The sequence below is a fragment of the Bradyrhizobium sp. 21 genome (assembly GCF_023073335.1).
GTDB lineage: Bacteria > Pseudomonadota > Alphaproteobacteria > Rhizobiales > Xanthobacteraceae > Bradyrhizobium.
Map to the genome: position 1 here is coordinate 883,418 of NZ_JADPJG010000035.1, position 13,883 is coordinate 897,300.

Here is a 13,883-nt window from a genome sequence, read left to right on the forward strand (position 1 = left end):
CGTGAAGCAGGAGAGCCGAGTGCTCTATCCAGCAGGATTGCTCGACTGGGCAGGGCACCGCGGCGGCGGCGTGCGACGGCTGTTCGATCCAAGCAGCGGCCGCCCAGGGGAGGCCGTATTCGAGACAAATCTCCTCAGCCGGCTTCGAGATTGGGCGCAACGCATCGCGGCGGCGGAACAGGGAACGCCCCGCGTGGTGCTACTGGTCGGCGGACCGGGCAACGGAAAAACCGAAGCCGTAGAGGCTACTATAGGGGACCTTGACGTAGCGCTTAATTGCCGCGGGGCTCTCGTCGAGGAGTTGGCCAAATCCTATCATCCTCCCCAGGGCAAGGCTGTTCCGCGGCTTGTAGCAGTGGATGCGGGCGCTGCGAGCCAGCCAGTGCGAGATCTTCGGATCGAGGTGGTCCAAGATGCATCAGTCGGAGGACAAGGCAATCACACTCCCGCGATGTTGCTGGTGCAGGAACTGGAGGCCGCGCTGCGGTCACCTACGGGGGTGTACATCTGCTGTGTAAACCGCGGAGTTCTCGACGACGCATTGATCTACTCGATAGACTCTGGGCTCAGCAGTTCGCAGGACCTGCTTGAGGCGGTCGTTCGGGCGGTGAGCCTCGCACCCGATGCGCCATCGTGCTGGCCGTTGGAAGAATATCCAGTAATCGCTGCATGGCCCATGGACGCCGAGTCATTGGTCGAACCGACCGACAGCCGCGAAGATGCGCCCGCGGCGGCAGTACTGGGCCGGGCGCTCGATCCGGCGCGCTGGCGAGAGGGCGGGGTTTGCCAGGCTGGCAGCGCCTGTCCTTTCTGTGGCAGTCGAAAGCTGCTGGCTGGCCGAAGAGAGACTGAGTCTTTTCTCCGTATGCTGCGTTGGTTCGAACTTGGGACAAGCAAGCGCTGGGCTTTTCGGGATCTCTTTTCCCTGACCTCCTACTTATTGGCCGGCAACGGAACCGGACATCGTGGTGCTTCCGTCGATCCGTGTGAATGGGCCTCGAGTCTGGTGGAAAGCGATAAGCAGGCTCAATTGCAGGGAAGGCCTAAGAAGGACACGTCGGCAGCGTTGTTTTGGCTCGTGTCCGTGCAATACCAGCACGCACTTTTCCATCGCTGGGAACGCGGCCTCGCATCCTCGTTGCTCCAGGACATCCGCGAACTCGGATTGCAGGAGGACAACACTGCGATGGGGCTGCACTACTTCTTACAGTCACGGATCACAGGCTACGTCCCGGCGACTATCGCTGCATCGTTAGACGCCTTCGTGGAGCTGCTGGATCCCGCGATGTCGTCGCCGGACGCTGAAGTGATACTTTGGGGCGGAGCGGTTCGACTGGGAGAGTTCGACGCCCGGTTCAGCCGGTCCGTTCGCGAAGGCTTGGATTTTGCGGTGGGCTGCCGGGCTTTGTCACATAACGAGCGGACCTTGCTTGAACGCCTTGCCGCGCTAGATGAGCTGCTCGCTGTTCCTCGACTGCGGCTCAAGCGACCCGCCGCTGCCAACCGCATCCAGCGCGCCGTGAGGGACTTTGCCTGCAGGATAACGCGCCGTAGCGTCGGCGCGAGAAATGCGGCCGTTCCGGATGCAGCGACATTGGACGCCTTCAAGCGCGTGGTAGCAGACGCCGATGGAGAGGGCCATGACCTGCGGGAGATTGCGAATCAGGTCGAGGATCTCCTCAACGATGACCACAACTTCAATGTCTCGCTAACAACGACGTTCGGCCAGCCACTGCCACCATCCCGCCGCCGAGCGACGCTGGTCGTGTCGCGTCGGCGAGTCTTCCCACGCGACGTGGCTCACAAGGGACGCCCGCGCCAGTCGATCTGCTTCCTGGATGTGGAGGTTGGATCAACGCCGCAACCGATTGCCCTGACCTATGATCTGTTCAAGGCCGTGACCGACCTTGATCACGGGCTGTCCCCGGCATCCCTTCCCCGCAGCGTACTTGCCCTTCTGGACACGACGAGGGCACGGATGGCTGGATCTATGGTCCGGGATCGCGATGTGCGCGAGCGGCCGACAATCATCCTGGGGGAAACAGTCGCTGTCGAACGATACAGAGGCCGGTTTGAGGCAGGCAAGCGCGGGGGGCGTCGATGAGCCTTGCGGAATTCAAGGCATCGCCTTGGGCGAAGTCCCACCCGCAATACAAGGCGGCGGCGCTTTCAGTAAATCCGGCGCCGGAATACGCTAATTCCGAAGTCCTCGTTGCGGGCCTCTATCGAACCATCGGACTGGAAGGGCTCAGCGAGGGAATGGTCCCTATCAAAGGAAGGGACCTCGATCGCAACATTGGCATCCGGCGTGACAAGCGGACCAAACCCGACGGCGCATCCCTGGAAGGTGACGCGCTACATGCACTCTTGCACGACGTGCTCGAGAGCCCGAAGCGTCCCAACCAGTCGACGAAGCGATTCGTGCAAGTGACGCCTCTTGTCGGGGAAACAGCGTCATTCTCCGGGTCTGCGCGCCTAGCCGGCAATCCGTGGCCGGCTGGCGCTCTCGTCCGTAGGATGGTCTGGCTTGGATCCACTAGCGACGATACCGCCAAGGCGCGCTGGGCGAGCCTGTTCGATGCATTAATGGTGCACGACGATGACGACGTTTTTGCCCGTTTTCTCAGGGATGAGATATCCGCATGGACTGGGATCACCTGGGGCCCGGGATGCGTCTTACCCGACGAGAAAGATGTAGAGTGCCTTCCGCCCGGCGAACTCGAAGGATACGCGTTTCCAGCGCGGCAGTTTGTTCGAGACCTCGACGCGGTCGTTGCCGCAAAGCCTTTGATGACGCGCCGACAGTGGACCAGCCTCCTAGAAGCACTGGTGCGGGTCGCCGCCGTGGCACATGTGGCGTGGCTCTGCGAAGTGCAGAAGATGACCTGGGACAGAGTGCGGCTTGCGATTGACGGCCAGACGCCTCCTGATGATCCACAGACGCTGTTCTACCCTCGCGTTCTGAGCTACCTCAGCTATGGCACCGGTGCCGTTTCGGAGCTCAAGGACCGGACGTCGAAGTACCTACGTTCACGACTCGGAATGAATGCGGTGCTCTGGAGCCTGGAGGAGGCTGGCGCAGCCTATGCGGGGAAACTTTCCTCTGCGGCCGACCTAGGCGCCTTTTGCCGTCACGTCGGTGCACATCGGTCGAAACTGCTCGAAGTCATGAGCCTCGTTGACGACCTTGCCGATAGAGAGGCCCGGGCGCTTCTCTGCCGTAAGGGAGTAGGAGCCAATCTCATGGAGTTCGGGCAGTACGTCCTCTACCAGCGTCAAGCCGCGAACCCCATCCTGCGCGGCTATGACCAAGGGTACATCTTGCGCAAACGGGGAGCGGCAAAGTCGAGTCCGTGGGTGTGCGCTCCAGGTCCAGTGGCTGTGCTAGCCTTGGTACACTGTTCGCTGGCGGGCCTTGCTGGCCCCCGATCGGTGCATCGGCTCGCGCAGCATATGGCCGCCTACGGGATTGCCGTGGATCATCGCGACATTGCTCAAAATGACTTGGGCCAACAGTTACGTATGCTAGGTCTTGTGCTGGACAGTCCAGACGCCGAGAGCGGAATGCTCCTGGTCCCGCCATTCACCGTCGTTCGACAGGGCCGCGCGGGCGGGACGCAATGAGCAGACTTGCCGACTGGCTAGCTGGCGCGATCCGGTCGCGTGTCGCCGAAACCACCGCCGGGGGCGCTAGCGGCGGTGAGTCGAGGCTAATCTTTCATGGACCTCCGCTCGAAATCCTTGGCGAAGTTTACGAGCTTCTTGCGGCGGAGGCCGGTAGTCTGGGCTTGCCGATCCTCCTCCAAGTCGCCGAGCACGAGTCTGGTTGTGCCAATCCACCAATCGGCGCCTCGGGGCGATGCGACGAAACCCATTTGCTGGACTTGCGGAATTCGCCGACAGCTTCGAGCTACCTTGCCTTGGTCCCACCGCGGCAACACGCGATCCGATCGGTATCGTCGACGACTGACGAATTCGGTGTGTCTGGAGCGTGCAATGGCGCCAACGTGCCATTCGACGAATGGTGGGCCGACACCTTCGTTCAACGCGCTGTTACTGCCTCCCTTGCGGCCACACGAGTTTCAGCCGAGCATCGGGATAGCGCTGTCGAGCTTGTGCAGCGCGCGATGCGAGCAGTGGACGACGTTGACCCGCAGAAGGATAGCCGTCAAGCGGCGTGGCGGCTCGTGTCGCGTATTTTCGCGGTCGGCGATTCCTCCCTCACTGCTACGCGGGGCATCAGCTTGGCGTGCGGCGTGCCACCAATGTCCGACGACAAGCTTTCCTCAAGCGAGCAGCATGCTATTCTTGATGGCATTGCTGCGGCGCTATCCGATGGCTTCAGGTCTGGGCTCTCTACGGCTGTCGACGCCGCAGCGACAGACCAAAAGCCGTTGCTGGAAGCCTTCCTCCAGCACATTCGATCGACATGCGATGTTCCCACAGCCCTGGAGCGTGCTCCGGAAGCATATTATGTACCCTCTGGAGGCCCGGCCCTGATTGATCCGCCTTCCTGGTGGGTGGGCCTGACGACCGAGCTATGGGCCGAACTGCTGAGCGATGAGCCGGAGATTACGGGTGACATCCGGCTGGAGTGCCTCAATCCATTGTTACCAGCCTCGAAGGGAGTTCCCTTGCTGGTCGAGGGCGAGGTGCAATTTGTAATTCGAGCGGGAGCAGAGGACGACGAACCTCTAGCTGTGACAGTGGAGCGCTCGCCCGGCAAAAATGCGGGGGGCTTCCCTAGCGCCATCGCCGTCCAAGGGGGAGCCGAATTTACCGACGCAAATCCACCGCCGCACCGTTCGCCAATCCAATACAAGGCCAGCGCCGAGAACCAAAGGCCGGGATCTGTAAAGGCGATATCGCTGGCAACTTGGCTTCCTGGCATCTTCGTAGCGTGCCGGCTCGCCAGGAAAATCGCCGCGCCGAAAGCGCCCGCCAGACGAACGAGGGGAGCGAACTGGGAGACCAGTATCTCGCTTCCAGGTCCCGGACGTTACGAGCTACTGATATTTATGTCGCCCGGCATGATCCTTGGCGACCGTGCAACAGGAACAGCGGGGGGTGATGGTAACGACGAGGGCGACTCCGAGGAGCTCGCGCTCAAGGAGATGCGTCCCGGCCTGCATCAGCTTGAGATTGAGGCGGACGGTTCGTATCAGGTCGACATCGTGTTCGAGCGGAGCTTGCCAAACGGGAAGCTCGTCGCTGAGACTTGCCGCGTATTTCTTTCGTGCGAAGACGTCGTCGAGGATGGCTGCCGGAGCGAGTTCGAACGGCTGATCAAGCTGAACCGGAGACAGGTCGATCTGCTGGGATCGAAGCCTGTTGTGCAGCTTAACAGGAGCGCACGGACGAGCAGCTTGCAGGGGTGGATGCTCCAGGATGAAGATGTCTCGTTATCCTATCTGCCACTCGTCCTCGCCGAGGACTACGGCGAACAGTGGGTGCAACCGAAGTGGGCGGAAGATACCGGACGTATCTTGTCTGCTGGGCGGTTCCTCCAGGATCCGCGCCCACCGGCGAGCCACTTTGATCCGCCGGCCGCCTTCGTAGAAGCGCGGCGATCGATTGCCGCGCTGATCCGGGGGCCAGACGATCAGTCGGGCCTCATTGAAGCCGCCCCGTTGGGCGAATGGCTAGGCCAGCACGAGGCCTTTCCGGTGCTCATCGAGCAATACCTCGATGCCTACGCAGCGTGGTTGAAGGCGAGCCCCGAGGTGGCGACGTGGTCCGATGTCGTCGCGATAGCTTCGCTAGAGCCGGGCGGTCGCACATTATCTCGCGTACCTAACGCAATCCTTCTTTCGCCTCTGCATCCCCTACGTTTGTCGTGGCACGCCCTGGCCCAGGGCGTGCTGGAAGCATCCGCCTCAAGTAGTCGCCCCTGCCCAGCAGCTGGCGTGCTCGATCCTGGCATGGTGCCAGACGTCCTCCGGCTGCCGGTTGTCTCGCCCGAGGGGGTTGAGCACGTGCCGTTCCTGGCCGTCGAGTCAAACTCTGACTATTGGTCGGTCCTCTGGAACGGGACGCGCCTGCGCGCCTTGCCCGAAAGATCCAGGCACGCGCCTTTCGGACCGGCGCTTGGCCTTTCGGTTGGTGGAATCTCCTCAGGCTTTAGTGCGAGTCAGGTTGAGCGCGCGCTGGACGACGTCTCGAATGTGCTCTGCGCCAAGGCAGTCATAAGCGTCGTTGTTACTAGCGCAGGAGGCGCGTCCGATTCCTGCAACGAAGGCCTCGTTGCCTGGTCTGGTGCGCGCTACGCGGAGGGAGGCAAGCCGGCCAGACGTCACGCAACTGGACCCCGGCGTCTTGACGTATTCGACACTAGAACGGAGGCGGCGAGGCCGGACGAGGCCACGATCGCCAATCTCTCTGAGGATACCCGGAATCATGTCAGGTGGTTCTCTAGGCACCCCGTAGGGGTGGGCCTCGACCTGGGCATTATCGCGCAACTCGACTCATCAGAGCCAGAAGCGTCGGAAACGCCGTCACTGTCCCCCGTCGGGGCTGGGGGGCTTCTTCGTCATAGGGTACGCCGCCAGCTTCCAGGTTTTTTCCTGAGCGAGTCTCGGCAGGGGCGTCCCACAGGCACCTCGGGCGATCCATTGGCGGACAAGGTTGCCGCCTGCATTGGGGCACTGGAGAACACGGGTGAGCAGCCGGCAGGGCTTCGCTTCGCGCCGAATGTTCATTCGATCGGCGACATGCTTGAGGAAAAGAAGACCGATTTCGTAGCCGTGTCGTCATCTGCGGTGGACCCTGCCTGCTTCCTCGGAGGCTGGCTCCCGCAATCGTACCTGTGGGACTACGACCTCCCCTCGTATTCGCACCGCGCCGGGGACACCAACGGCTATTACTTGCTCTCCCGGGTAAAGGCCTCGGACCGCGACGGCCTCAGGAAGGTACTGTCTCGTCTGCCCGGTTGTGATGCCCTGGGCGACGCACGAGTGGAAGACATCCTGCTTGAAGTTGCGCGCCGGGGAATCCCGACGATCCGTGGGCTCGCCGGCGACGATACCGGAGCAACAGGTGACTTGGGTCTTTTCATTGCCGCTCGCCTGCTGCAGGACCGGTTCCGGTTAGGATCAAGTGCTAATAGCCTTATGCCCGTGATCGGCGGAACTAGCGACCAACCAACGGTCTCATTGGTGATCCCGGTCGATCCGTTCCGGGGATACCTTGATGACCTCTCGCGAGCGTTGAGTAAGGATCGGCCCGACGCGACTTTAGCGCGACCGGACTTGCTGGTCATTGGCGTCACCTTGGGCTCGGCGAAGATCCGCATTCACCTGACTCCGATCGAGGTAAAGTGCCGGCTTGGCTCGGTGTTCCCCGCGGCCGACGTTAAGGATGCTCTAGGGCAGGCGAGATCCCTGGCGGACCTCCTTTGCGCAATGGCGGAGGACGAAAACGCCCTGTCGGCGTGGCGTCTCGCCTACCAGCATCTGCTGTTGTCCATCATCGGTTTCGGGATGAGAGTCTATAGTGCGCATCAGGATCTGGTCGGTGCCTCCGCGGAGTGGGCTGGATTCCACGAGAGAATCGCTGGCGCAGTCCTAGGGGCAAACGGGGACGTTACCATCGACCGCCGGTGTCGCCTTATCGTTGTTGACGACAGCCCTATCAGCGATGCGACGGATCGTGATGGTGATGGGTTTGAAGAGACAATAGTCATTGGAGCACACGACGCTGGACGGATTGTCGCGGGTGATGCACAGGAATTCTACGAGAGCGTCCGATCCAAGGTCGGCGATTGGTCGATGGGAGCACGGCGCGCAGACCACGCTGACGAGTCTGGCGACATAGCCATCGTCGATCCTACAGACCTAGCCGCCGAACCGATCGCCCTTGCCGATCGCGAAGCCACCGAGGTGACGGATGATGTTGCTTCGTCTGGCGCGACACCTGAGCCGATGGCCGAGGAGGCACCTCCCCAACCGGAAGCTATTGTCGGCGGGAGCGGCGTGGAGATTGCGGTCGGGATGACGGTCGATGGCTTTGAGCGACGCGACGTCTCGCTTCTGCTATCGGATACGAGGCTAAATCAGCTCAACATGGGCGTGGTGGGAGATCTCGGCACGGGGAAGACTCAGCTCTTGAAGTCTTTAGTCTTCCAGATCGCTTCTTCTGCGCCGAGCAACAGGGGGTTAAAACCGCGCATCCTGATCTTCGACTACAAGCGCGACTATGGCAGCGACGACTTCGTTAGGGCCACGGGGGCGCGGGTGGTGAAGCCTTATCGTCTTCCGCTCAATCTTTTCGACACGGCAGAAATTGAAGGCTCGATGGTACCTTGGCTCGACCGATTCCGGTTCTTTGCCGACGTGCTCGACAAGATCTATTCAGGAATCGGCCCAGTCCAGCGGGATAAGCTGAAGCGCGCCGTGAGGACGGCCTACGAAAAATGTGCCGGGCGGGCGCCGACCATCTATGATGTCCATTCCGCGTATGCCGAGCTGTTGGATGGCAAATCAGATTCCCCGATGTCGATCATCGACGACCTAGTCGACATGGAGATCTTCGAACCCGATCCGGCAAAGACAAAGCCATTCGCCGACTTCCTTGATGGCGCCGTGGTGATTTCGCTTGATGCCCTGGGCCAGGACGACCGGAGTAAAAACATGCTGGTCGCCGTCATGCTGAACATGTTTTACGAGAACATGCTTCGCACGCCGAAGCGACCGTTCGTTGGAACGAGCCCCCAGCTTCGCGCCATTGACTCTTATTTGTTGGTCGACGAAGCCGACAACATCATGCGCTATGAATTTGATGTCCTTCGCAAGTTACTGTTGCAAGGGCGGGAATTTGGCTGTGGCGTAATCCTGGCCTCACAATACCTCCGGCACTTCAAGGTAAACGCAACCGACTACAGGGAACCACTGCTGACTTGGTTCGTGCACAAGGTTCCCAACGTCACGGCCGCAGAACTCAGTGCGCTGGGTCTGGCGAGCTCCGCAGGCGAGATCGCGGAACGGATCAAGGTCTTGCCAAACCATCACTGCCTCTACAAGTCGTTCGATGTTCCCGGTCAGGTTATCAAGGGCCTGCCTTTCTACGAACTGATGGCGAACAAGGCCGAGGGCTAGGACGTGGCCGACTTCCTCTCGCCTGCGGAGCGCTCCGCTAGAATGGCGCGCATCCGATCTAACGACACCTCCCCGGAGGTCACTCTCCGAAGGGCGCTCCACCGTCTGGGCCTTCGCTACGTGCTCCACAAGAAAGACCTTCCGGGGAAGCCCGACTTGGTTTTTCCAAAGCATCGTACAGTTGTATTTGTTCACGGTTGCTTCTGGCATCGACATAAGGGCTGCAAGGTTGCCTCTACGCCGAAGAGCAACACGCAGTTCTGGACGGATAAGTTTGACCGAAATGTCGCGCGTGATGCGCGGGTCCAAGACGAGTTGCAAGTCCAAGGATGGCGCGTTTTCGTGGTATGGGAGTGCGACCTTCAGTCGAAGGCGCGGACCAACTTAAAAGCGGAAACCTTAGCGGCCGTGATCCGACGTGAGTCTGACATAGAACAAGTCACGTCGAAAGACTATCCTAGGCGGGCCGCCGTCCAGAAGCAAAAAGGCCGCCGCCATGCGCGGCGCATTCCGAGTTCGGCCTCGGCCAATATTAAGTAGGAACGCTCCAGGCGAGGCCCGCCGCGGAGAAGGGGGTCTGGATGTACGTCAACTTTCTCCGTTCGAAGTTGAAGGCTCAGGGCGGGGTGTCTGAACAGCGTGCCACTAGCAAGGAGATATTGTCTCGCGCGCCTCCGCTAAAAGCCTTAGCAGCAAGCCTTCTTGTGATCTGGAGCGATTGGTTGGTCTTTCTCAGAGTGCTTCCGATTGCCTCGCTGGTGATCATGTCGGTGAGGCCATCGCTGCACAAGAGCAGAGTCTCTCCGGGAGCAAGCGGCGGGTCGACGGAGATGTGAGGTGCGACCGCGATTGGAAATGAAGAGCCTCCCAAAGCCTGAGTGAGGGCATGGGACCGGCGAGGAGCGAAGTAGCTGCTCTCGCCTTCGGGTACGTCGTCGTGGCTGAGCTGCACCAACTGGCCTGCGCTAGACAGGTAGCAGCGGCTGTCGCCAACGTTGAATGTGAGTAGTTGACCGGCCGTCAGAACGGCTCCCACCAGCGTCGAGCCCATGCCAAGCGCATCCTGATGCTCCCGCATGAGTTCGTAGAGGTGTCGATTGGCTTCCTCGATTGCTTCGGCGCAGGAGGCTGGACTTGAAAGCCGATCGACCGTAGCAACGAGATAATCGAGCACGGCTCGGCTGGCCATCGCGCCGTGCGCATGGCCACCCATGCCATCCGCGATCATCAGGAGGCAGGAACCGTTCGGTGACGTCATGACTATAGGCGCGTCCATGTCGCCGGTGAGGACACGGTTGTCGATCGCGACAGCGTCCTCGTTGTTCGGCCGCACGCGACCGCGATGGGTAAAGGCGGCAAGGGTCCAGCTTGGCATGCTCAAACAGTCGCTCGATCTATTGTGCGCAGCTTCGGCGGTGTGTGGCACATTGAGTTGCTTCCGGCCATTGCACCCGTGCACGCGCAAGAGGGCTTCAGAGCTGTTCTTTCACCGAGTCCGGGACTTTTTCCAGGGATGGCTTGAAGTTCTTGTATTTCGTCTCGTTCTGTTTGACGCATTCTGCCAGCGCAGAAAGCATCGAACCGCCTTTGCTCTCAAAACTGAGCGACATATTCGGCACGTTCCCGGGCATCACGAGAGTAAAGTACCGGGCATTCCACAGTGCCTCTGAGAAATTCTTGGGTTCGATTTGCAGCATTAAGATCGTGTTCTTGTCCTTGAGGACATAATCGAAGTTTGCACCTGCAATGAGACCGTTCTTGAGACCGTTAAAGAAGTTCCAGCGCAGCGAGCCTCGGTCGGGTCCTTGAATTTCCCATTCGGTGTCGTGGACAATTGCCCAGACCTCACCGTCAACGAGGGAGCGATGGATTTGAATGAACGACCCGTCCCTCTTGTTCGCGCGGCCATAGCAGGTGGCTTGCCCCGTCTCCGGGTTAGCTCCGCCGAGAACCGTCCACCACCTATCCGTCTCCTTTTCATAGAAAGAGAGTTCCTCCGCGTTGAGATCTCCGATCCGGAAGGCCGAGAGCAGAAGCGCAATAATCAGTCGCAATTTCATCGTTCTGTCTCAACGTGAGGGGCGGCGCCAAGCAGCTTGGCTTTCAAGCGGTCGAATTCGATCTGAGAAATCGCCCCTCGGACGAAAAGGTCATGAAGGCGTTCCAACTCCTGCACAGGCGACGTGGCAGGCAGAGGTGGGGGATCGATGACCTGAATCTTTTTCACGTCGTTGACGAAGAGGTTAAGGCCGGACTCCCCGCCGCTGCCCATAGCGCCTATTCGGTGAGCCGCACGCATCGCCCACACCATCGCAATCCCCCACCCTATGATCGTGCCGCCAAACGCGACATTGACTATCAGGATGATCCAACGGTTCGGGTGGTTGCGCCGGAATGCCACAATGCTGGGTGCGATGTAGATAATGCCGATGATGAGGAAGAATATGGCGATGAAAACCAGGTCGTCGGTATGGGACTCTGCTTGCACGTTACGCCGCCCGCAAAATGATCGACACGATGAACGATGCGATCCAAACGAATCCATAGATTGGCGTCTGGCGCAGGCGTTGCGCGCGCACGAAAAGATAGACTGGAGCCAACAGTAGCGCGAAGAACGTCAGCCACCCGGAGCTGTAGCCGGCACGCTTGAGCTGTTCCGTATCGACTAGGCACAGCGCCGCATTCGTCAATAGCGGGACGAGCCAACTGAGCGGCGATAGAAATGCGTCGAAAAACTCGTCACCTGCCGGGTGGCTGTTCTGGTAATTGAGCAGAGCGATGTCAACGAAGAGATAAGCCAGTGGTGCGAAGGCGAGCGCCCACACCAATCCATTGTTCACGTGGTTTGCCGCGATGGGTGGCGGAATATCCTTGAGCTGTATCCCGATTTCCGTCGTGCGCAGCGGTTGCCAGTCAGCCCAGCCTTTACGCCAGACTGGAGTCTCTCCATCGATGGTCTGGGCTGCCAGCAGTTTGCGTAGCGTGCCGATGGGTACGGGACCTTTGCGTTGGCCGCCCTGTGCATAGAACCATTCCTCGTCACCCGTCGTGTCGCTCATTGCTGCTCCGGCTTCCTCGTGTCCTTGGACCCAACGGCCTCGTTTGGTTATTCATCCGTCGGGAGCGGATCTTTCGCCTCGCCCGAAGCGAATGTGGAAATAGGGACATTATAGTGCGTGTTTTAATGGACCGCAAAGCCGTCTGTTCTGCCCATGAAGGCAACGGCTCTTGTAGCTTGGAATCTCAGGCGGCTTCGCGTGAAACGCGCCTTGTCTCAGGAGGCACTGGCGGTGGACGCTGGCGTCGACCGCTCTTATGTCGGACGAATCGAACGCGGGGTTGAAAACCCAACTGTCGAAACTCTGGACCGACTCGCTGCAGCCTTGGAGGTTGCGGTGGATGAATTTCTATTGGCGCCGCGGCACGGTGAAAAGCCTCCGGCGACCCTTCGAAAAGGGCGCAAGAAGAAATGAAGGTTCTCATGGGATTGCCGGCGGAATCAGAGAAAGAGCCCCTTTTCGGGGCTCTTTGAGCTTCGCACCTTGCGAGTCATCAGGCTACGTCACGCTTTCTGAGTCCCTCACGTGCCGGTACCCCTAGTCGCTGCCCTGGGAAGGTTCGCACGAAGCGTCTAAGTGCTTCAGCTCATCGATGATGGAATTGCGAGAATTTTGAACCACACCGGGTTTTAAGATGTGCTCGAATCTCGTACAGGGTCCAGGAGTCGGATGCCTGAAGATCGCCGAGCCGTTAAGGCCAAGCGAACGGAGGAAGCGGGGCGGATAGTAAAAGCTACAACGTTGCATTGGCTGCAGCAGCTGCTTGACTGGCCCCTCGAGGCCGGATCGCTGGCCAACCGTTTGAGTGAAGCCGAAGTCGCAGCTCTGCGGAAAGCTGTGGAAGAGGGACAGCTGTTTCGCGGAACTTCGGGCTGAATATTGTGGGCTAGGTTAGCTGAGACTTACGCGAGTTTGTCGGGGCGCATGCGGATGAAGACCGGGTGGCGGAATTGGCCGTTTGGAGTCGATTGCATGGAGCTCACTTCGATCACCTGCCCGACCAATCTTCCGGCATTCGCTTCAGCCCACAGCATGTCGCGCTCAGCATCTGAGAAGCCCGCGCCGACCGCACCCTTGTCTGTTGTGACGAAGCCCAGCCGGCCGCGGTGTTTGCCTCTTCCCTCGACGTATCCGGTGATTGGGACGTCGTGGGTCTCCGCCGGCTTGACCTTGATCCAATTGTCGCCTTGACGAAGGACCAGACCCTCGTAGCCGAGGTAGTTGGCACATCGCAGTCGGGCGCGGATGGTTGCGGGTTCGGGATCGGTAAGCCTGCCCCAATGAAGGCGCGGGTCGAGGTTGGCAAGGCCGAATAGATTTTCTGCGGTGATTGAGGGCGTGTCTTCTTTGCGGCATCTCGTCCTGGTGGCGCGGATCGTGTCACGGAAATCGTTGACGAAGACCTCGCAGTCCCGTGGGTGACCCTGGCGCCAGGATGGAATGTTGTAGAGCGGCTTATTGGCCCGGCTCAGCCAGCCTTGATTGTCGCACCAAATCGCCCGGACGCCGTCCAGCTTTAGTGTCACCAACCAGTTACCCGCCAGAGCCTTGCCGTTCCATGAACGTGGATTGATGATCTCCGGGCCGGTCATGGCTTCCTGATAGCTTGCCTGTTCTCGCGCTAATTCGGCGAAAGCATCGAGATGTTTCGTGCAGGGATGGCATGGGCTGGCGCGAGTTGCCGCGGGCCGATTTTCCGAGGGCAGTCTTCCAGCGACGCTTCTTTGCCTGA

Annotated in this window: 10 protein-coding genes; 5 read left to right on the forward strand and 5 right to left on the reverse strand. The window is 60.0% G+C overall.

The features are described from left to right. Position 1 precedes the first annotated feature (1 nt). The 4 genes from IVB31_RS32860 (at position 2) to vsr (ending at position 9,632) form a co-directional block, all read left to right on the forward strand. Positions 2–2,104: a zeta toxin family protein gene (locus tag IVB31_RS32860; protein WP_247332220.1), complete on the forward strand. Its 2,103-nt coding sequence runs from the start codon at positions 2–4 to the stop codon at positions 2,102–2,104. After that, complete coding sequence (locus tag IVB31_RS32865; protein WP_247332222.1) at positions 2,101–3,624, forward strand: hypothetical protein; 1,524 nt, start codon at positions 2,101–2,103, stop codon at positions 3,622–3,624. Before IVB31_RS32860 ends, IVB31_RS32865 begins: the two co-directional genes overlap by 4 nt. 641 nt (positions 3,625–4,265) lie before the next feature. Next, positions 4,266–9,092 carry an ATP-binding protein gene (locus tag IVB31_RS32870; RefSeq protein WP_247332224.1) on the forward strand — a complete coding sequence of 1,609 codons (4,827 nt, stop codon included), beginning with the start codon at positions 4,266–4,268 and terminating at the stop codon, positions 9,090–9,092. Between the two features lie 3 nt (positions 9,093–9,095). Then, the gene (gene vsr, locus IVB31_RS32875) at positions 9,096–9,632 is read left to right on the forward strand and encodes a DNA mismatch endonuclease Vsr (RefSeq protein WP_247332225.1); all 537 of its coding nucleotides are present in this window, start codon (positions 9,096–9,098) and stop codon (positions 9,630–9,632) included. Positions 9,633–9,708: 76 nt separating this feature from the next. Here vsr and IVB31_RS32880 read toward each other — a convergent pair whose 3' ends face one another. The 4 genes from IVB31_RS32880 to IVB31_RS32895 all read right to left on the reverse strand — a co-directional run bounded on the left by IVB31_RS32880 (position 9,709) and on the right by IVB31_RS32895 (position 12,151). Then, entirely contained in the window at positions 9,709–10,467 is a 759-nt protein-coding gene (locus tag IVB31_RS32880; protein ID WP_247332226.1) for a protein phosphatase 2C domain-containing protein, read from the reverse strand. 97 nt (positions 10,468–10,564) lie between these two features. Continuing rightward, positions 10,565–11,152 (reverse strand): hypothetical protein, encoded by a 588-nt coding sequence (locus IVB31_RS32885; protein WP_247332227.1) that lies wholly within the window; start codon positions 11,150–11,152, stop codon positions 10,565–10,567. Continuing rightward, entirely contained in the window at positions 11,149–11,580 is a 432-nt protein-coding gene (locus IVB31_RS32890) for a superinfection immunity protein (RefSeq protein ID WP_247332228.1), read from the reverse strand. Before IVB31_RS32890 ends, IVB31_RS32885 begins: the two co-directional genes overlap by 4 nt. 1 nt (position 11,581) lies before the next feature. Beyond that, positions 11,582–12,151 (reverse strand): DUF4339 domain-containing protein, encoded by a 570-nt coding sequence (locus IVB31_RS32895; protein WP_247332229.1) that lies wholly within the window; start codon positions 12,149–12,151, stop codon positions 11,582–11,584. A 153-nt stretch (positions 12,152–12,304) separates the two neighbouring features. Between IVB31_RS32895 and IVB31_RS32900 the strand changes: the two genes are divergently transcribed. Beyond that, positions 12,305–12,565, forward strand: coding sequence for a helix-turn-helix transcriptional regulator (locus tag IVB31_RS32900; RefSeq protein ID WP_247332230.1), 261 nt, complete (start codon positions 12,305–12,307; stop codon positions 12,563–12,565). A gap of 488 nt (positions 12,566–13,053) precedes the next feature. On the opposite strand, the gene IVB31_RS32905 is transcribed toward IVB31_RS32900, so the two are convergent. Continuing rightward, complete coding sequence (locus IVB31_RS32905; protein ID WP_247332231.1) at positions 13,054–13,743, reverse strand: hypothetical protein; 690 nt, start codon at positions 13,741–13,743, stop codon at positions 13,054–13,056. Positions 13,744–13,883 lie beyond the last annotated feature (140 nt).